This window comes from Acidithiobacillus ferridurans, assembly GCF_003966655.1.
Lineage (GTDB): Bacteria > Pseudomonadota > Gammaproteobacteria > Acidithiobacillales > Acidithiobacillaceae > Acidithiobacillus > Acidithiobacillus ferridurans.
Map to the genome: position 1 here is coordinate 2238913 of NZ_AP018795.1, position 18229 is coordinate 2257141.

The window sequence follows — 18229 nt, forward strand, 5'->3', positions numbered from 1 at the left end:
GTCATGGAGGTTTTATTCCACCTTGCCGCCGTATCCGGGGGTATTCTTTATCTGATGCCGCTTCTGTTGCTGGCGGTACTTTTCGTGGCCTTGGAGCGAGGCTGGGCGTTGGCCATGATCCGGCGCAAGGGCGACGATCTGTTACGCGATCTGCAAAACAGAAAAGGCCGAGAATCCCTGGAAACGGAACTGGCCAAGACGCCGTTCTGCCCGCAACAGGCCGTATTCGCAGCGGTTCTCGCATCCCATGATCTGGCAAGTGGCGAAGCCTACGCCGAGGAGGCGATGCTGGCCCAGGCGACCTTGCTGGACCGGGGCTTATGGATTCTGGATACGGCAGTCACCCTGGCACCTCTACTCGGCCTGCTAGGTACCATCATCGGGATGTTCAATGCCTTTCAGATATTGGGTAATCCGGATACCGCGCCAACGGCCATTACCGGTCATGTGGCGGAAGCCCTGGTGGCCACGGCAACGGGTTTGGCCATTGCCATTGTGGGCCTGGTGTTTTTTAACGGACTTCAGCAACGGGTCCGTCTGGTGCTGCATCAGATGGAAAGGATCGAGGTGAGCACCCTGAATCGTCTCTACCGACAGCCTGTCAGGACCCATGGAGATGCCTCTGTCAGCCTGCTGGCACGGCGAGGGGAGGTCTGAGATGCGTTATTTCGAGGCCCGCAAGGGGCGTATCGAGATCATTCCCATGATCGACATCATGCTTTTTCTGCTGGTGTTCTTCATCATGATCACCTTGCGCATGATTCCCGCGACAGGGATCAGCACCCGCTTGCCGACCAGCAGCAACGCCCAGGTTTTGCCCAAAACGCCTCTGGTGGTGGAGTTGCGCAGCGACGGCCGTCTGCTTTTTCACGATAAAGCGGTGACGCTGACCCAACTGGAGCAGCAGTTGGCCCAAAACTACGCCAATCACCCGCAGGTCATCCTGGCGGGCGCGAAAAATGTGACTCTGCAGCAGTTGGTGACCGTCATGGACGCCTGCCGCCACGCCGGCATCAGCCAGATGGGCATCGCTACCCGTGCGGGGCGGCCGTGAGCACTCTGGCGCTCCCCTCCAGCCCGCAGCCGCCCAGGGCCGTGGTTTTTCTGCTGGCCCTGATCCTGGAGTCGGGCATTCTGGCGGTTCTGGCCGTCTGGATGCGGGCATCTCCTCTACCCACGCCGGTGATCACCCCGCCCATGGCGGTCCAACTGGTTTCCTGGCCGCAGCCCAGCGCCACCCCACAACCCACCCCTCACCCGCCAGCACCCCGGACCGCCGCGTCGATACCGCGAAAACCCGTTCCCACCCCGCCCAAGCTGTCGCCAAGACCGCCGCGAGAGGCCAAAGTGCCGGTCCGCACCCCGCTCTCGGCACCGAGTGCGCTGGCGGCAACTGCAGCCCCATCCACAATCTCCCGGATGCCCGCACCGGTGACATCTGCCGCAGCCACGCCTGCCACACCCGCTTTACCTCCATCCGCTCCCGCTCCGGCGGCGGAAACCCGCCCCAGCATCCCTGCCTATGTCCACAACCCCGCACCGGAGTATCCCCAGTCGGCGCGTTGGGATGGGGAAGAGGGCACCGTACTGCTGCGGGTGCTGGTCAACGTGTCCGGCCTGCCGGAAAAAATAACGGTAGCCCACAGTTCCGGCTATACCAGCCTGGATCGCGCGGCCGAAAAGGCCGTGCGGCACTGGCGCTTCACCCCCGGCACCCGCGACGGGAAACCAGTGGCCATGCAGGTGGAAGTCCCGATTCGTTTTCGTCTGACGGACGCCAACCCATGATGCTGCGTGCTGCGCATTTGGCCTATGCCCATGGCCATCGCATGGTCCTGGAAGATGTCTCCCTGCAGTTGAATGCCGGAGAGTCGGTGGCCCTGCTTGGGGCAAACGGCAGCGGCAAAAGCACCCTCATTCGTCTGCTTCTCGGCATCCTGAAACCGCTGAGGGGCGAGATTCGCCTTCGCGATAGCGACTTGCATGCCCTATCGGCCAAAGAGCGGGCGCAACGACTGGCTTATGTACCCCAGGACCATGGCGTGGTCTTTCCCTTCCTGGTGCGAGACGTGGTGCTCATGGGCCGCCTGCCCCACCAATCCTGGCTGGGGGTTGCCAGTGCCCATGATCGGGAGCAGGCGGAAGCGGCGCTCGCCCGGCTGGGTATCAGCGGTCTTGCGGAGCGCTCCTACATGGAACTGAGCGGGGGTCAGCGGCAACTGGTCATCATCGCCCGCGCATTGGCCCAGGAGACACCGATACTGATTCTCGATGAGCCGGTAACCGGGCTGGATTATGGCAATCAACATCGCCTGATGGCGCAGATCCAGGACTTGGCGGACAGCGGTTATGCCATCCTTCAGAGCAGTCATTATCCGGAACACGCTCTTTCCACGGCAAACCGGGTCATTCTGCTGAAGGATGGGCGGGTGCTGGCTGACGGTCCTCCGATAGAGGTGCTTCATCCGCAACACCTACGCGCACTTTACGATATAGACACGGAGTGCCTCGAAACCAGCGACGGTCGCCGCGTTATCTTGCCTAAAGCGCTTTCTTCCGCCCTGTCCCAGAGCAGACGCGGAGCCTGTTTGAACCTGTCTTCTGAGGAATATCCCATGACCCATACTTTACACATTTTTGCCTCCCTCACATTGGCGGAACCTTTTCAGGAAATCATCCAGGGCTTTACCAGCGCCCACCCGGATGTCTCTGTGAAACCCACCTATGGTTTTTGCGGTGCGTTGATGGAACAAATGGCGGCGGGTGCGTCCGTCGATGTGTTTGCCCCCTCTTCGGAGCCCATGCTGGCAAAGGCTGCGGCGCAGGGGTTCGTGCAGACCGATACGGCGGTGAACTATGCACGGAATCGGCTCGTACTCGTCAGTTTGATGAGGGATTATCCGCTGGCGCCCAAGCTCGAAGCGCTCATGGAAGAGCGCTATGCGCGCATTGCCATTGGTGATCCAGAATCGGTTCCGCCCGGACGTTATGCGCGCATGGCGCTGGAAAAGGCTGGGTTGTGGCAAGACCTGGAAGCGCGCATGCAGAAATACCCCGATGGTCTCCAACCCCTGCAAGCGGTGCTGGAGGGAAATGCGGATGCGGCCTTTGTTTTTGCCTCGACGGCCAACAGCGCATCGGGAAAAGTCCATATCGTGGATATTCCAGTCGGCGTTTCCATGCATTATCCCGTGGCGGTGACGACCAAGAGCGCAGAACCAGAACTGGCCCGCGCTTTTGTCGTCTATCTGCAGACGGACGCTGCACAGAAAGTCCTGGAAATTACGGGTTTCGCGCCCGCCCTCAGCGCTCAGCCGCTGCTGAACGCTTTCTGAAAGTCAAGGAGAACACGACATGTTGAATACTTTGCCAGGCAAATGGCGTTTATCTATTGCGGCGTTGGGCGCCAGCCTCTTGCTCTCATTGCCCTCGTGGGCGGCCACGGCCCCTACCCAACTCCCGCCCCACAGTGTTTACGGCACCGCGCCGCCAGTGACCCTGCTGATTTACAGTCTCGCCCCGGATTTGCTGGCCGGGTGGAATTTCCCGCTGAATAAAATGGCGGGCCTGGGCATGAGTACGAATTCCAAGTACCTCTTGCCGGCTACGCGCAATCTGCCGGTACTGGGTGGCTGGGACCCCGGCGACAAACCGGAGCTGGAACGTGTGCTCGCCATTCATCCCAAGCTGGCCTTGCTCTGGGCGCCTTACCTGGATGATGCCCGCCTGCGTAGCGAGTTACAGCGCATCGATGTGCCCACGCTGACCGTCAATCTGCAAAGTCTGAACGACTATCCGGCCGCATACCGTCTGCTGGGAGATCAGTTGGGGCAAGGCGCGCGCGGTGAGGAACTGGCCACGGCCTTTCAAAATATTTTGAGTCGCCTTAAGGACTTGCGCAGCACCATTCCACAGGCACAGCGCCAGACAGTCTATTACGCGGAAGGCGTGGATGGCCTGATGACCGACACGGCGAATTCTCCCCATACCGAAGTGATCCGTGCCGCAGGCGGTGATAACGTCTTTACCGGCAAGGCGACGGCACTGAAGGGGATGGAACGGGTGAGTATGGGGCAGGTGCTGGCCTGGAATCCCGACGTGATTCTGGTGCAGGACCCGGTGTTTTACCGGCGCGTGTATAGCCTTCCGGCCTGGCAGGGCCTCCAGGCGGTAAAAGCACATCGGGTTTACCTGGTGCCCCGGCAGCCTTTTAACTGGATGGATCGTCCACCTTCCTTCATGCAGGGCTTGGGGGCTCTCTGGCTCGCGCACGTGTTGTATCCGCAGGCATTCAAAATCCATCTGAATCAGGAGATACAGGACTTCTTCAAGACATTTCTGCAGGTCAACGTGAGCAAGGCGCAGGCGCAGGCGCAGGCGATGTGGCGCCCGTGAGGATAACGGCACTACCAGAGTCGGCCAGGAGGCTGACTTTACCACTGTTGCTCTTGCTTCTGGCCGCCATGGCGGTGCTGGAGATGTCCTGGGGGCACTACCCGCTGTCCTGGCTGCAATTCTGGCAATGGCTGCGGGGCAGCCCTTTGTTGGCGCCGGACAAAGCCATGCAGATCCATTTGTTGATGGTGGAGATCCGCCTGCCGCGCCTCTCCGTGGCGATCCTCGTGGGTGCGGCGCTGGCGGCCAGTGGTACCGTCTTTCAGGCGGTGTTCCGCAACCCGCTGGCGGCCCCAGATATTCTGGGCGTCATGGCAGGAGCCGCCTTCGGGGGCGCCTTGGGCATCATCCTGGGCGGTCCCTGGTGGACGATACAGATGGCGGCCTTTGTTTTTGGGCTGATCGCCGTGGCGATGGCTTACCTGATCGCCCGCCATTTTCCGGGGCAGCCCACTCTGATGCTGGTGATTGGCGGCATCCTGGCCGGAGCCTTGTTTACCGCACTGCTTTCCCTGGTGAAATATGCCGCCGATCCGTACCAGCAGCTACCCAGTATCGTTTTCTGGTTGATGGGCAGTCTTTCCAACGTGCCCCTGCGCCAGATACCCTACTTCGCCCTGCCGGTTTTTGCCGGGATCGCGCTGTTGATGTTGCAAGGGCATCGCCTCGATGCCCTCAGTCTGGGGGACGAGGAAGCACACAGTCTTGGTCTGCCAGTGCGCCAGATCCGTTTGCTGGTCATCGTGCTCGCAACGTTGTTGGCGGCCATGGCGGTGATGATGGCGGGGATGATCGGCTGGATCGGGCTCATCATCCCCCATCTGGGACGTCTGCTGCTCGGGCCGGGCAACCGCCGTCTGTTGCTGGGAAGCAGTATTCTCGGTGCCGCGTACCTTTTGCTCGCAGACGCCCTGGCCCGCAATCTGTTCTCCGTGGATGTTCCGGTGGGCGTATTTGCGGAACTTCTGGGGGTGCCAGCGTTTTTGCTGGTGCTCCGGCAGATACGGAAGGCGTGGGTCTGAGTTTGCCCCGTTGCGTGGCACCGGGATTGGGGTTCCTGTGGCCAATGACTCCCGCATGGCTTTCACTCGGCGTGCGCTGGGAGAGGGAGGGGCTCGTCAATCACCAGTGTCACTCCCGCCGCCGAGAGCAATGCCTCCAGGGCCGGTTCCAACTGCCCGGCGCGCATGTGAATTTCGTCCGCCCCCTGGGCGATGAGCCATGCCGCCAGCCGTATGCCGCGCCCTTTTTCGGCGCCGGGTACGGGGTTGTTCAGGGTTTGGGTATTCACCAGGACACCTTCGTGGTTTTCGTCCTCAAAACGAATACGCTGCGCCATGCCAAAGCGCGTGGCCAGCGCCGATCCCTCCTCGGTCAGAAGGAATGCCCGCCTTTTATAGGGCTTGAAGGGCGGCTCATAATGAAGCGTGATGTTTTCCAGCTCGGGGAACGCCTCTTGCAGACGTTGCTGGGCGCGGTCGGCTACTTCATGGGCGTGCGCGAAGTTCGCCGCGGCGATACCGATGGTGGCGTCCGCGAACAGGACACTCCCGGCATGGCGCAGACGCAGTCCCTCCACGGTTTCCACTTCCGGCGTGGTCAGCAGCAGATTTTTCGCCTTCGCGTACAGTTCGGATTCCACCGAGGCGTCCAGCAGGGAGAGGATGGCGTTTTTCAGCACCCCCCAGGTGCCCTCCAGAATCAGGAAGAGGATGATGAGGACGGCAATCTCCTGGGCAAAGGGTATCCGCAAGAGATGCCCGCCGATTCCGGCGATGACCACGACACCGGCGCCGATATCGCCCAGCCAGTTGACCACATCGCTTTGTAGTCCGGGGGAGTGGAGGCGGGCGGCGGCGCGTCGTTCGAAAACATAAAAAATCCCCTCGGCCACCAGAACGACCGTCATGAACCCCATGGTGGCCAAGGGATTGTCAGGTGGCCGCGCACCGCCGGAGAAAAACACCGCGCGGGCGATCTCATAGGCGGCAATGACGACCAGCAAGGCACCGCCCAGGGCAGCCATGTCCTCCACCTTATGGAGACCGTACGGAAACCGCAAGGAGCGGTGGCGGGAAAAGCGGATGGCCGCAAGGATGAGCAGGGCGCCCAATACATCGGAAATGCTATGCACGGCGTCGGCGATGACGACGGTGCTGCCGGAATAAACGCCCCAGCCGATTTTTGCTATGGAAAGCAGGCCATTGAGCCCCGTCGATGCCATCATCCAACGGGATTTCTGCCGTTCCGCCAGGTCAGAGGGGGTGGTTTTTTTCGGTGTATCCATCGCCTCCATGGTCCCCGTCTGCCCAGCCTCCGGCAATGATACCTTAATGCAGTCCATCTTCCACGCATCATCTATGATCGGCGCTAAAACTTGTACGTCATCATCACTCGGTTGTACACAAAGGAGTGTTGTCCTGAGCCCGGAAACAGTCCGACCGCACCACCATTCCCCACCTCCACCTGATCCCGTAAACACAGTCCCTTAAACATGCCTTGGGGGAAATAGCTCACGTTAAAGTGGGTCCAGTTGCTGTTCCCCGAAAAATAGGTAGTGAATTGTGAGTAGCCTGCAGTCAGTTGGACTTGCTCAGGCAGCACCCAGTAAGCGGCCCGCACCCGCCAGCCATGACCCGGACCCACGCCGACCAGGCCCTGCATCATGCTATTCACATACAGCGGGTCTGCTGTATAGCCGATGGTATAGGGAGAAATAATGGCGCCGCCGCCCAAGGCGTGAGCATGCAATTCTGTAGCATCATAACCCCACCACAGACTTCCGTGAGGAAATGCGATGCCGGTCTTGATACCCCAGTTGGTACTGTTGACGCCCTGGCCCGGTTGCCCGAAAAGCGTAGTGGCGGTATTGGCAAAGGTCTCTCCGGCACCCCATTCCCGGGTGAATTGCGCATCCACAAAGGGCTTGAGGACGAAGGATGTCGGCAGGGCGTAGTGACCGTTCCAGTAGAACATGTTGGCGAATTGATCAAACTGATAAAACCAGGCGGCGGTTTCTGCGTGATATGCGTGATATTGGGCGCCAAAGGCGAGCGCTCCGTTGGTGGGTGGGGTACCGGCGGGTAGCACGTTGGGTCCGCCATAGAGGGAGTCACCCTCATAGTGGCCGGGATAATAGAGGTTATCCCGGTAGAACTGGTCGGTGGTGCGGTCTTTCCAGCGGAAAATCCGCAGCGCGCTGAGTTGCACGCCGCGGAAGGGATGGGCCTCCAGGGTTACTCCCTGATAGGTGACGGGGATCACCCGCCCACCGACCCGGTTTAGCCAGGGGGTATCTACCAACTGATTGCCTGCCTTGGCGGTGATCCATTTGTCCTGATATTCCAGATAGGCCTGACCCAGTGCATTGACGGAAGGACTGGTACCCATGAGGGTCTTGTCGATCCGGGCCGGATTGCTGGGCTGTGTGCCGAGAGCATTGGCGGTGTAAAAACTGACGCCGATACGGAAGCCCGAGAGAAAGGGCGCGGTGACGACGTTGATGCGTCCGGCCAGGGAGTAGGCATACGCATTGACGGTGTTGGGGGTGCCATAGAGGCGACTGAAGTAATAGGAACGGATTTGTCCATCAATATGACTTTTCGCAAAAAACTGGGACAGGGTTTCGGCGTGGGCACTGGCGTTGAAGGCACCCATCAGGCTGGCTGCTGTCATCAGATGAAGGATGTTTTTCTGCATGGGAATAGCTCCTGCGAATCAAGTATGGTGGTTTTCATTGCGGTAATTTAAATATAACGCGGCATGATTAGCCGGGTCGTGGAGGAATACCTCACCCCAACGGACCGGCAAACTGTCTGCTGAACTATTTGCGCCAGGCGCGGAACGCGCCGGCGCGGAGCCGCTTTATTTCAGTACGTCACCCTTGGGTGGGTTGTAGCCGGTCTCTTTGAACATGGTCTGTCCCTGGGGACTGGTCATGAAGTGGATAAAGGCCATGCCCAGTTGGGGATCGGGCGCGTCCACAGGTACTGCCGCATAAAAGACCAGCGGCTGGGTGTGGACGGTTTTGGGTTTGCCATCCACATTCAGGGTGAAGTGGACTTTGCTGTACCAGTCTTTGACCATGGCCGGATTGCTGAGATTGATCTGATCGGGCAGAGTGATATAAGGCAGATGCAGGGATTTTACCGCGCTGAGATAACCCGATGAGGCGGCCATCTGCCCACTCTTGAGGCGGGAAAGCAACGACGCCTCCGTGAATATCTGCCGGGGGTTCTCGACCGCTCCGAGGACTTTGTTCACTAGATCCGGTTGGTGGTAATACCTTTCCGCCAGCATGAAGGTGAAGACGATATTTTGCCCTTGGGGGTCGGTTTTGGGATCGGTGCGGCCGAAGACCACCCCCGGCTTCTGCAGGATTTTATACCACGGCACCTTGCCCTCCGCAGCTTCCTTGAAATCTTTGGCGTAGGGGCTGCTGGGACTATAAGCGATGCACATGGCTGTACTGGCGACCGGGAAGGCCTCCTTGACCAGGCCGGCCTTGATCAGCACCTCGATGGGGCCGGGGGTGATGGAGACAAAAACGTCAGTGCGCAGTTTGTGGGCGGCGATGAGCCGGGCGAGGCCATAAGCGCCCTGGCCCTCCCCCTGATATTGCACATTATGGGCTTTGGCGAAGGCCGGTCCAAGATGCAGGTCCATGACGGTACCCATGGAGCCTGCGTAAGCGACATGCAGGTCTTTGGCCATGGCCTGGAGCGATAAACCCAGCAGGCTGGCGGCGACGATCAGCGCAAGGGAACTTTGATGGTGACGGTGTTTCACGTGCTCTACTCCTGTGGTTTGCGAAATATATGGATGAATATACCGGCAACTATTTTTTGCTGTCAACAGGTTTTTTAAGCTGGTTATACCCCGATGTGTCATGAATATGGCATCTTTTTTGCTGCATCTTCCACGCGGTCCCATTACCCACTTATTTGTTCGATTTATGACAATAATGTGTATTTATTGACATTTTAAGGAGAGGCTTTGTGAACCTGCGGATACGGCGGGCGCATGTCGAGGCGATGGTGCAGGAGTTCCCGCATCTGGCGAGCTTGCGGGAACAGCTTCGTTTCGGGGATGTTGCCGAATTGTCTTTTCAGCAATTGGCATATTCTGAACTTGGTTTTCTCGCCACGCTGTATCAGGCAGCGGGACCAGAGTTGCATGCACAGTCCGCCATATTACTTGCCCTGCAAAAATCCAGGCAGGGTAATGATCTGCGTTTTGGACCGGATGATGACCTCGAACTGTTATTGCCAGCGCTGGCTAGCCTGCTGATTGAAGACGCCATCCGGGGCTGGCTGTTCAGTATCAATGTGGATGGTAAAGCCCTGGCTTACGTCATCACCAGACTGGACTTTGTGGCACCGGGAAATGACGAAACTGGCAAGATCGTCGTAGAACTGAAAGCGAACGCTAAAGGCGTCATTGCAAGCCCGACCATTCGTATTTCCGCGGGCGATATGGCCAATCGTTCAGTAAGGGAAATACTCGCTGCAAAGGGATTTTTGAAAGAAACTCCGGAGCTGATTGCTGCCTATGACGCAGAAGTCTCCCGTTATTTTGAATGGCGGGGACATTATGGCGCACAGTATTCGGCGCTCGGGGTCGGCTTCTATGCCGAAGATCCCAGTGCGACACATCGGGATACCGACTGGTCACGAAAAGACGTGATCATTTTGTCGGCGGGAGAGGGCAGGGCACGTCTGGTCAATGATGAGGGTATTCTGACCGCCAGGGTCACAGCACTGGAAGTGACGGGGGATATTCTCGGCCCCTATTTGCGCAAAGCGGCAAAAAGCAATCGCTATAGCGCCGAAGAAGAGATGGGGCAATTCCAGTCTGTTATCGAGAATGGGTTGTTCACGAAAATCCCCGTGCATCCCTATTTATTCATGTTTCACCTGGAGCTTCATCATTACCTCTGGGTGCATGTCAGCGATATCGCGCCTTACGCTTACCAGCCCACATTGAAGCAAAAGCTGATTTTACCCGCTGAACAGACAGATCTTATTGATATTTTGACGGCCGAGATGGATGTCCTGATGGACGATATCATTACCGGGAAGTCCGGCGGGACCACAGTGCTCTGCGCCGGACCCGCCGGTGTAGGAAAAACGCTCACCGCCGAGGTGTATTCTGAAATTATTCAGCGACCGCTGTATCGGGTGCATTCAGGACAACTCGGACTGAATGTGGCCAGTATGGAGACCGCGCTGAAGGAGATACTGACCCGCGCCCAACGCTGGGGCGCCGTTATGCTGATTGATGAAGCGGATGTCTATATCAAGCGCCGGGACGACAATATGACGATGAACGCGGTGGTGGGCGTTTTTCTGCGGGTGCTGGAGTATTTTAATGGTTTGTTGTTTTTGACCACGAACCGGGTGGATGACATTGATGAAGCCATTATCTCCCGTTGCATCGCCCTGATTAAATACAATCCCCCGGATGGCAATGGACGCCGACAAATCTGGCAGGTGATGTGCGATCAGTTTTGTCTCGATATCTCCATGTCGGCCATTGACGAATTGGTGGATATTTTTCCTGTAGCCACTGGCAGGGATATTAAGGGACTGGCCAAACTGGTGGCCAAATACTGTAAACAGAAACAGGTGCTGCCGACTGTGGAGGTCTTTAAACGCTGTTCGGTATTTCGCGGGCTGGAACCAGTCGCTGCGTGACCTTGGAGATACCAGTCCAGGATGTGGGATTGGTGAGTGAAAACGATATGGCCCTCGCCATACAGGCGGCTGAGGAAGTTTTTACACAGCATGGGATTGACCCTATGGCTTGCGAAGTGGCCAATCAGAGCAGTGTGCTACAGCAGATGGCATGGATGTCCTAACAGCATAATCTTCTGATGGTTTTCTGGATTGAAAAGGAGTTTTCACCATGTTTGGTAAAGCCTGTGATTTTAATGAGCTGCGACAAGGAAAATATGAAGTAGCGGTGGTTAACCGGATACTGCACATGATTGTGTGGCCCACCCGGGGTGAACCCCGGGCTTTTCATGGGATGTGTCCCCACGCCAATGAACCACTGGCCGATGCCCGTTTCGATGGGGAGACTCTGACCTGTGCACACCATGACTGGGCGTTCAGCAGTGAAACCGGCGCGTGCATCAAGGGCCAGCCCTGTACCCTCAGGGAGTTTCCGCTGAAGATTGAAAACGATGAAGTGTTGGTGGATATCGGCGATTTTGCACCCAATGGACCCTGCTAAAGCCATTGGCAAATAGAGGCTAACTAAAACCCGTCCCTCTTGCTTCCCCAGGGATGAGAGCCGGGAACCACTTCCGCTTTGATTCCGGCTTTTTCAACATCGGTGAGGGTTTTATAGAGGGTCGCTTCATGGGCTAATATACTGCCCTGCATTACTGCGACATAGCGTGCTGGCAGGTCGACATCGCAAACGTAACCGCCTCCCGGATCCTCAACGCTGCGTAAATTGCCATCCCAATCCATGAAAAAACCACTCATGATAAATCCTCGCTGCTGTTGTTCCAAAAGTCGGTGGGGGTGAAACGATGCCTCTCGAGTCAGCGTGATTTGCGCTCGGCGGGCGAAAAATTGCTCAGGTGTCCCTCTTTCGCCGCTTGCGCACGAGTACGCGCCATCAGTCCGGCGCTGCGACCAGGTGCGGCCACCCGCGAAAGCTGCTTTTCCAGGTGTTGGCTGCCACATTGCGGGCAGTTTGGGATGGTTGAGCCCATGACCAGTAATTCAAAGTCGGCGTCGCAATCGCAACAATGGTAATCGAAAATAGGCATTTTTGTTCCTTTGTCAGGTTATGGCCAAAACCGCATCTGTTACCCGGTACAGCAATAATGATGCCTGTTCAGGTGACGGCTTTTATCCGCCTCGGTGTTTCGCGCAACAAATTCAGACATTCCAGATTGGCCGCCATATCCAGTGCGGTGAAATCATCGAGCGAAAGGAGGCTCCGGTGCGCACCGAATGCCAGCAAACGCGCCACTACCGACGTCTTGCCAGCGGATGCAGCATACATCAGGCAAGTGGCGCCATTGTCATTCTGGTGGTTGAGGTTGGCGCCAACCGCGACCAGCAGGTCCAGTATGTCCAGATTCTCACTGACACATGCGAACCAGAGGGCCTGATTGCCGTCGTTATTGCGTTGGTGCGGGTCGGCACCGGCGGCGAGCAATTCAGCCACCCGTTCAGGATTGCCTTCGCCGGCAGCACGCATCAAGGGCGTCACCCCGTCGCGGGTACCGGCATGGATGTCTGCAGTAGGGAAGCCCTGCTCCGTCAGCCAGCGTTGCAGCGCTTCGGTGAGCTGCGGATTTTGGGGTGCATGCACCCTGCGCCAGGCTTCGTAACCGCCATCCAGGCTGTATACCTCCGCAAAACCAAAATCGGCAAAGAGTTGGGCACGCATCTGGCTGGCGTTGCCATGGTAGCAATAGATCAGCACGGGACGATGTTTGGCCATGTTCAATACATAGTCATCGGCGTTGTAATCGCCCAGGGGAGAAGCTCCGGCAATATGTCCGGCCTGGAAGTCGCTGGGATGGCGGCAGTCCAGTAACATGGTGTCCTGCCTTTGCAGGAGTTCGCGGGCCCTGTGCACATCAATACGCTGAAAGGAACGGGTATTCATGAGGTTTCTCCGGTGTGGATGTCCAGTTCCCGGTGGGCATAGGGCGGGAGGGTGCTGATCCGAGTGTCCGTCAGGGCATGACCCACGGTGAAGTGGTAGAGGGATTGCAGGCGGTTATCCTTGATCCCCAATATTTCATGCACGGCATCATCAAAAAAACAGCCGATGCCGGTGCCGTTCAGACCCAGGGATTCGGCTTCCAGGTACAATATTTGCCCGAGCAGCCCGGCTTCCTGGTAGAGCAAGCGATAATGCCAGGCACCGTTCTTCAGGGGGTCGGCATACTCCGCCAGAAAGGCCACGGCAAAGCAGCTATCGGCGGCAATGGCCTGATGACAGGACAGGGTCCGGGCGACGCTACGCACGTCGCCACTATAGAGTCGCCGCAGGGGCAGGTGTGCGGGTGCGCCGGCTACGGTTTCCCAGGAGAAGTCGGGATGGAGGGTCATGCGTAGCACTTGTTCGCCCTCCCCGGTGCGCGGCAGGGCGTAGAGACCGCTGTGCAGCCCTTCGACGCGATGCACAAAAAGTATCGGATGGATGTGCGGGGTAAAGGGCCAGGCATCCCAGGGCAGGTCGGAACGGGGCAGCAACGCATCCAGGAGGGTAAAGAAATCATCAGCCGCCATGACCGTCTTCGGGTCGAAGCGCTGGGCGCTGCGCCGACGGCGGATCAGGGTGCTGGCGGCTACCTGACCGGATTTTTTGCGTGCCGGCCAGGGATCAGGCGGAAGCGGGCCGGGAGCGAGTACCGGCATCCTGCTGGCGATGGTCGTTTCGGCGATGACCGGCCACTGGTACAGGGGGTGGGGGTCCAGGCGGTTGGCCTGACCTCGCCATTGTCCCGGCAGCGCAGCGGGACTAGCGATGGCGGAGGACATTGTATTGGCTGGGAGGATTTCCAGTAGTAGCTCCGCATCCTCGCCTTCGGCATGCGCGAAATCGCCGCAACGGTCCAGGCCCAGGAGGCTGCGCAGTCGGGTATCATCCACATCCCCGCGCAGGCGAAGGTGCCAACCCAGGGTACCCGCAGCGTAGCGCAGGGCACCCAGCGCATGGCCAATATCCAGTTGGCAATAGCGTAGTGCCCGTTCGCCGTATTTCCATGCTTCGCGCCACGCTATGGACGTCAGCCCAACATATATTCCTGAGTCGTGCTGTTCGGTATCGGGAGACCAGCGCTGTTCGAGCAGGTGATCTCTGCTCAGGTAGTGATACAGTCCGTCCTCCAGATCCGGTACCCTGAAGGCGAGAAGATAGGCCTCGGTAGGATGCAGGTTGCCGCTGGAGGGATTGCAACGCAACGCCCAGCGATCCGGGCCATATTCCTTCCAGGCCGCCAGCCCGAAGGAAAGCTCCAAAAACTGGGCGACCGCCTGGAGCGTGAAGGGTTGGGGTGTGGCGGCGGACAACCCGGCGAAAGTGGCGGCAGTTTCTTCCGCCAGCAACGGCAAGATGCGCCTTGGGCTTCCGGTGAACTCGCGGAAGGGGTTGGGTTGTGCATCCCAGTCCAGCGCTTCCGGCCCGGCGGCATAGCGATTCAGGTGATGCTTGGACCGTTCATGGTAGGCCATCACCACTTGCACCGCTTCGCTGTCATTGCCTGTCGCCATGATGTGCGCCGTTCCGTTAGTCAGCCTTGGTCGTGGCATTTTATTCCGGCGCGGCAACCGCCTGTCAACGTGCTTTCGGCGCGCTGACCGCCACCTTTTCGAGAGAGACATGACTCACGCCCATGGCCTGATGAAAGACTTTGAACACCTTTTCGGAGACCGCATCAGATACCACAAAATCCTGATACGATTGGCTGAGCAATTTCACATAAAGCGTTTGCAGCGCCTGATCATCCAGGGCGTCCGTATTCCCCTCTCTTTTCAGATAGTCATGAAAACGTTTGAGGATATGGAGACGATTGATATGGACCACCGTCTCATCATAGTCGATGTTCAGAAACTTCAGGAAATCCTCAGCGGAGGACAAACTCGCCAGTGTTTTACGCAGGTCACTCATGGTGTCATCCTTGGAAGTCGTCAGAAGGGAGGGGGCTAAAGTGCCGGGTTGCTGTTTGGCCCACACAGATTGGGATCGGAATCCGGACAGCTGTTGCAGTCTTTTTCCGTCAGTTGCGCAGTACGCCCGACGGACTGGGCCTGCAATTCCAGTTGGGAAATCCGTTCCATCAGGCACTGAATGGCCTTGCCCACCGGGTCCGGCATGAGATGGTGATCCAGATCGATACCGTGGGCGTTGATGCGGCGGCGTTCCGCAGGCAGCACGACGCGGCCGGGGATGCCCACGACCGTCATACCCGGCGCCACATCGTTAATGACCACTGCATTGGCACCCACCTGACCGTCATGACCGATAGTGACGGGTCCGAGGATCTTCGCACCCGCACCCACCATGACCCGATCCTGCAATGTCGGGTGACGCTTGCCCGGATTCCAGCTTGTTCCCCCCAAGGTTACGCCGTGGTAGATGGTGCAATCGTCGCCGATCTCGGCCGTTTCGCCAATCACCACGCCCATGCCGTGGTCAATAAAAAAACGCCGCCCGATCTGCGCCCCCGGGTGAATGTCGATACCGGTCGAGAATCGCGCCACGGCGCTCAATACCCGGGCTGGATATCTCCATCCCCGCTGCCAGCAGCGATGGGCCACGCGATGCGCCAGCAGCGCATGCACCCCAGGATAGGTGGTGAGAACTTCCAGGGTGTTGCGCGCCGCCGGATCACGTTCAAAAACGCAGTGAATATCGTCGCGCAGGTTGCGCCACAGACCGGACTTGCGGGATTCTTCCTTGCCGAGCAGCGTGGCAGCCATGGTTTTCTCCTTTATTCAGGAATGGACGTGCGGGGATTCCATGCTTTCCAGAAGAAAGCGATGCATATCTTCGACCGGCGGCGTTACTTTATGCTGAAGTACATAGACGCGAATCTGTCTGAGGATGCTTTGTGCCTGTGATTCGGTAATAATGCTCCCCAGTTCAGCATAGGCGCGCATGATAGCCTTGGTGCCGGAATGCTTACCCAGTACCAGGTGATGCTGGCGCCCCAGCTCCTCCGGGTCGAAGCTTTGGTAATTCCGGGGATTTTTGAGTAATCCATCGACATGGATACCGGACTCGTGGCTGAAAATGGCATCTCCGACGATGCTTTTCCCGGCGGGGACGGGTCGGGCGGATGCCAGCGCCACCAGTTGCGAAATCGCTTTGAACTGCCGCACGTCGATACCTGTCTCGATGCCATGCAGATGGTGCAGGCACATCACGACTTCCTCCAGCGCGGCATTGCCGGCGCGCTCGCCCAGGCCGTTCACCGTCGTGTTTACATGGGTGGCACCAAAACGCAGGGCAGCGATGGAGTTGGCAGTGGCCAGACCCAGATCGTTATGGGCATGGATTTCAATTTCCATGTCCGTGACCGCCCTTAAGCGCCGCATGATATGGGCGGTATTAAAGGGTTCCAGAATGCCCAGGGTGTCGGCATAACGAAAGCGGCGGGCCCCGGCTCGTTGCGCGACTTCCATGACCCGCAGAACAAAGTCCAACGGTGCCCGGGAGGCGTCTTCGCCGCCTACCGCCACGTCCATGCCGCTGTCCAGTACCTGCTTTACCCGGCGATCCACCTGCTGCAGGACCCACTGACGATCTTTGCCCAGCTTGCCCCGAATCTGGATATCTGACACCGGCACTGAGGCATTGACCATGTCCACGGCACAACGCTTTGCCGCGGCAAGATCCGTATCGTGCATCCGGCACCAGACCACCAGGCGGGCGGACAGACCCATCTGAGCAATGCCCCGGATGGTTTCCTCCTCTTCGCTCCCCATGGCCGGGATGCCGATCTCCAGTTCCGGAATCCCGGCATTGGCCAGATTCTCGGCGATGGTGAGTTTTTCGTCCGGGCGGAACGCGACCCCGGCGGTCTGTTCGCCATCGCGCAGGGTGGTGTCGTGAATTACCGCAAAGTCGCGGGAGAGGGGGCTGAGCTCATGCATATACGGGTGCAAAGGCGTTATCGGTGAGAATAGGGCCATTGGTGCCCCAGTAAGGGGACAAACGCCGCAGTTGTTCGACGATGGGTGGTGTCTGCGCAATCACCCAGTCCACCTCCGTTTCCGTAGTCTCCCGGGACAGGGAGAAACGAATGGTGCCGTGCGCAGCGGTATAGGGAATATCCATGGCGCGCAACACGTGGGACGGCTCCAGTGACCCGGAGGTGCAGGCGGAACCCGAGGAGGCGGCGATGCCGACCCGGCTCAGGAGCATCAGAATGGCTTCGCCCTCGATGTATTCAAAAGAGATGCTGGACGTATTGGGCAGGCGGTGTTCCGGATCGCCATTGGCGAAAGCATAGGGCACCTGCGCCAGTATCCCGGCCTCCAGACGATCCCTTAAAGCGCGCACCACAGTGTTTTCATACTCCATATGCTCCAGCGCCATGTCTGCCGCCAGCCCCAGGGCGATAATGCCCGTGGTGTTTTCCGTTCCGGCCCGGCGTCCACGTTCCTGGTGACCACCGCGCAGCATGGGTCGGTAGCGGGTGCCCCGGCGCACATAGAGCGCACCGACGCCTTTCGGGGCATGCAGCTTATGGCCGGAGAGGGAGAGCATGTCGATGGCCGATTCCTGCATGTTCAGGGCAATTTTGCCCACCGCCTGCACGGCGTCCGTATGAAAGAGTACGCCCTTCTCCTTGGCCATCCGTGCCATGCTTTCGACGGGAAAGATCGTTCCCGTCTCGTTGTTGGCATACATTATGGAGACGACGGCGACCTGCTCGCTGAGCGCTGCGGCATACGCCTCCATGGAGATGCGCCCAAGCCGGTCCACGGGAATGTAGTGGACTTTATAGCCTTCATGACGTTCGAGATGGTCACAGAGAGACAGAATGGCCGGGTGTTCCACCACGCTGGTGATGATTTCCCGGCGGCTGGGCTGAATGGCCAGGGCCGAGAGGATGGCGGTGTTATCGGACTCCGTACCGCAGGAGGTAAAAATGATTTCCGAGTCGTGTTCCGCCCCCAGCAGCGCCCGTACGGAGGCGCGCGCTTCTTCCAGACGTTTGCCCACATCGCCGCCGAAGCTGTGCATGGAGGAGGGGTTGCCGTAATACTCGCTGAAATAGGGAAGAATAGTCTCCAGCACCCGCGGATCTACCCGAGTGGTGGCATTGTTGTCCATATAGGCGCTGCTCATG

At 58.5% G+C, this 18229-nt stretch carries 20 protein-coding genes; 9 read left to right on the forward strand and 11 right to left on the reverse strand.

The window, feature by feature from the left end; all coding sequences use genetic code 11:
- The first annotated feature begins 3 nt into the window (after window positions 1-3).
- The 6 genes from AFERRID_RS11510 to AFERRID_RS11540 are packed head-to-tail and all read left to right on the forward strand — an operon-like array spanning window position 4 to window position 5417.
- Entirely contained in the window at window positions 4-657 is a 654-nt protein-coding gene (locus AFERRID_RS11510; protein WP_126605232.1) for a MotA/TolQ/ExbB proton channel family protein, read from the forward strand.
- Window position 658: 1 nt separating this feature from the next.
- Window positions 659-1054, forward strand: a complete 396-nt coding sequence (locus AFERRID_RS11515) for an ExbD/TolR family protein (RefSeq protein WP_113525770.1) — start codon at window positions 659-661, stop codon at window positions 1052-1054.
- Window positions 1051-1788 carry an energy transducer TonB gene (locus AFERRID_RS11520; protein ID WP_113525771.1) on the forward strand — a complete coding sequence of 246 codons (738 nt, stop codon included), beginning with the start codon at window positions 1051-1053 and terminating at the stop codon, window positions 1786-1788. The genes AFERRID_RS11515 and AFERRID_RS11520 overlap by 4 nt, the downstream gene beginning before the upstream one ends.
- A complete protein-coding gene (gene modA / locus AFERRID_RS15725; RefSeq protein WP_225981986.1) occupies window positions 1785-3335 on the forward strand; it encodes a molybdate ABC transporter substrate-binding protein in 1551 nt (516 codons plus the stop codon). The genes AFERRID_RS11520 and modA overlap by 4 nt, the downstream gene beginning before the upstream one ends.
- Before the next feature lie 19 nt (window positions 3336-3354).
- The gene (locus tag AFERRID_RS11535; protein ID WP_126605233.1) at window positions 3355-4395 is read left to right on the forward strand and encodes an ABC transporter substrate-binding protein; all 1041 of its coding nucleotides are present in this window, start codon (window positions 3355-3357) and stop codon (window positions 4393-4395) included.
- Entirely contained in the window at window positions 4392-5417 is a 1026-nt protein-coding gene (locus AFERRID_RS11540) for a FecCD family ABC transporter permease (RefSeq protein WP_113525896.1), read from the forward strand. Before AFERRID_RS11535 ends, AFERRID_RS11540 begins: the two co-directional genes overlap by 4 nt.
- A 62-nt stretch (window positions 5418-5479) precedes the next feature.
- Here the strand turns inward: AFERRID_RS11540 and AFERRID_RS11545 are convergent, their stop codons facing one another.
- The 3 genes from AFERRID_RS11545 to AFERRID_RS11555 form a co-directional block, all read right to left on the reverse strand.
- Window positions 5480-6682, reverse strand: coding sequence for a cation diffusion facilitator family transporter (locus tag AFERRID_RS11545; RefSeq protein ID WP_113525773.1), 1203 nt, complete (start codon window positions 6680-6682; stop codon window positions 5480-5482).
- 83 nt (window positions 6683-6765) lie between these two features.
- Window positions 6766-8094 (reverse strand): OprD family outer membrane porin, encoded by a 1329-nt coding sequence (locus AFERRID_RS11550; RefSeq protein WP_126605234.1) that lies wholly within the window; start codon window positions 8092-8094, stop codon window positions 6766-6768.
- 165 nt (window positions 8095-8259) lie between these two features.
- On the reverse strand, window positions 8260-9183 hold the full coding sequence (locus tag AFERRID_RS11555; RefSeq protein WP_126605235.1) for an extracellular solute-binding protein: 924 nt from the start codon (window positions 9181-9183) through the stop codon (window positions 8260-8262).
- A 209-nt stretch (window positions 9184-9392) separates the two neighbouring features.
- On the opposite strand from AFERRID_RS11555, the gene AFERRID_RS11560 reads away from it, so the two are divergent.
- The 3 genes from AFERRID_RS11560 to AFERRID_RS11565 are packed head-to-tail and all read left to right on the forward strand — an operon-like array spanning window position 9393 to window position 11631.
- Window positions 9393-11090 (forward strand): AAA family ATPase, encoded by a 1698-nt coding sequence (locus AFERRID_RS11560; RefSeq protein ID WP_197722435.1) that lies wholly within the window; start codon window positions 9393-9395, stop codon window positions 11088-11090.
- 32 nt (window positions 11091-11122) lie between these two features.
- The gene (locus AFERRID_RS16015) at window positions 11123-11254 is read left to right on the forward strand and encodes a hypothetical protein (RefSeq protein ID WP_264158143.1); all 132 of its coding nucleotides are present in this window, start codon (window positions 11123-11125) and stop codon (window positions 11252-11254) included.
- A 47-nt stretch (window positions 11255-11301) separates the two neighbouring features.
- On the forward strand, window positions 11302-11631 hold the full coding sequence (locus tag AFERRID_RS11565; protein WP_126605236.1) for a Rieske 2Fe-2S domain-containing protein: 330 nt from the start codon (window positions 11302-11304) through the stop codon (window positions 11629-11631).
- 23 nt (window positions 11632-11654) lie between these two features.
- Here the strand turns inward: AFERRID_RS11565 and AFERRID_RS11570 are convergent, their stop codons facing one another.
- The 8 genes from AFERRID_RS11570 to nifS all read right to left on the reverse strand — a co-directional run bounded on the left by AFERRID_RS11570 (window position 11655) and on the right by nifS (window position 18228).
- Window positions 11655-11888, reverse strand: coding sequence for a hypothetical protein (locus AFERRID_RS11570; RefSeq protein ID WP_126605237.1), 234 nt, complete (start codon window positions 11886-11888; stop codon window positions 11655-11657).
- 59 nt (window positions 11889-11947) lie between these two features.
- Window positions 11948-12178 carry an FmdB family zinc ribbon protein gene (locus AFERRID_RS11575; RefSeq protein WP_126605238.1) on the reverse strand — a complete coding sequence of 77 codons (231 nt, stop codon included), beginning with the start codon at window positions 12176-12178 and terminating at the stop codon, window positions 11948-11950.
- Window positions 12179-12246: 68 nt separating this feature from the next.
- Complete coding sequence (locus tag AFERRID_RS11580) at window positions 12247-13029, reverse strand: ankyrin repeat domain-containing protein (protein ID WP_126605239.1); 783 nt, start codon at window positions 13027-13029, stop codon at window positions 12247-12249.
- Window positions 13026-14642: a SagB/ThcOx family dehydrogenase gene (locus AFERRID_RS11585; RefSeq protein WP_126605240.1), complete on the reverse strand. Its 1617-nt coding sequence runs from the start codon at window positions 14640-14642 to the stop codon at window positions 13026-13028. Before AFERRID_RS11585 ends, AFERRID_RS11580 begins: the two co-directional genes overlap by 4 nt.
- A gap of 64 nt (window positions 14643-14706) precedes the next feature.
- Entirely contained in the window at window positions 14707-15039 is a 333-nt protein-coding gene (nifW, locus tag AFERRID_RS11590) for a nitrogenase-stabilizing/protective protein NifW (protein WP_126605241.1), read from the reverse strand.
- Window positions 15040-15074: 35 nt separating this feature from the next.
- Window positions 15075-15851, reverse strand: a complete 777-nt coding sequence (gene cysE / locus AFERRID_RS11595; RefSeq protein WP_113525782.1) for a serine O-acetyltransferase — start codon at window positions 15849-15851, stop codon at window positions 15075-15077.
- Window positions 15852-15866: 15 nt separating this feature from the next.
- On the reverse strand, window positions 15867-17027 hold the full coding sequence (gene nifV, locus AFERRID_RS11600; protein WP_113525783.1) for a homocitrate synthase: 1161 nt from the start codon (window positions 17025-17027) through the stop codon (window positions 15867-15869).
- Entirely contained in the window at window positions 17020-18228 is a 1209-nt protein-coding gene (gene nifS / locus AFERRID_RS11605; RefSeq protein ID WP_126605242.1) for a cysteine desulfurase NifS, read from the reverse strand. The genes nifV and nifS overlap by 8 nt, the downstream gene beginning before the upstream one ends.
- Between the last annotated feature and the right edge of the window lies 1 nt (window position 18229).

Bases quoted from the DNA above. Each gene is read 5' to 3' on its own strand.
- AFERRID_RS11580 (WP_126605239.1), bottom strand. From the start codon at position 13,029: ATGAATACCCGTTCCTTTCAGCGTATTGATGTGCACAGGGCCCGCGAA.
- nifS (WP_126605242.1), bottom strand. From the start codon at position 18,228: ATGAGCAGCGCCTATATGGACAACAATGCCACCACTCGGGTAGATCCG.
- AFERRID_RS11545 (WP_113525773.1), bottom strand. From the start codon at position 6,682: ATGGATACACCGAAAAAAACCACCCCCTCTGACCTGGCGGAACGGCAG.
- AFERRID_RS11535 (WP_126605233.1), top strand. From the start codon at position 3,355: ATGTTGAATACTTTGCCAGGCAAATGGCGTTTATCTATTGCGGCGTTG.
- AFERRID_RS11550 (WP_126605234.1), bottom strand. From the start codon at position 8,094: ATGCAGAAAAACATCCTTCATCTGATGACAGCAGCCAGCCTGATGGGT.
- AFERRID_RS11515 (WP_113525770.1), top strand. From the start codon at position 659: ATGCGTTATTTCGAGGCCCGCAAGGGGCGTATCGAGATCATTCCCATG.
- AFERRID_RS11585 (WP_126605240.1), bottom strand. From the start codon at position 14,642: ATGGCGACAGGCAATGACAGCGAAGCGGTGCAAGTGGTGATGGCCTAC.
- nifV (WP_113525783.1), bottom strand. From the start codon at position 17,027: ATGCATGAGCTCAGCCCCCTCTCCCGCGACTTTGCGGTAATTCACGAC.
- modA (WP_225981986.1), top strand. From the start codon at position 1,785: ATGATGCTGCGTGCTGCGCATTTGGCCTATGCCCATGGCCATCGCATG.
- AFERRID_RS11570 (WP_126605237.1), bottom strand. From the start codon at position 11,888: ATGAGTGGTTTTTTCATGGATTGGGATGGCAATTTACGCAGCGTTGAG.
- nifW (WP_126605241.1), bottom strand. From the start codon at position 15,039: ATGAGTGACCTGCGTAAAACACTGGCGAGTTTGTCCTCCGCTGAGGAT.
- cysE (WP_113525782.1), bottom strand. From the start codon at position 15,851: ATGGCTGCCACGCTGCTCGGCAAGGAAGAATCCCGCAAGTCCGGTCTG.
- AFERRID_RS11575 (WP_126605238.1), bottom strand. From the start codon at position 12,178: ATGCCTATTTTCGATTACCATTGTTGCGATTGCGACGCCGACTTTGAA.
- AFERRID_RS11565 (WP_126605236.1), top strand. From the start codon at position 11,302: ATGTTTGGTAAAGCCTGTGATTTTAATGAGCTGCGACAAGGAAAATAT.
- AFERRID_RS11510 (WP_126605232.1), top strand. From the start codon at position 4: ATGGAGGTTTTATTCCACCTTGCCGCCGTATCCGGGGGTATTCTTTAT.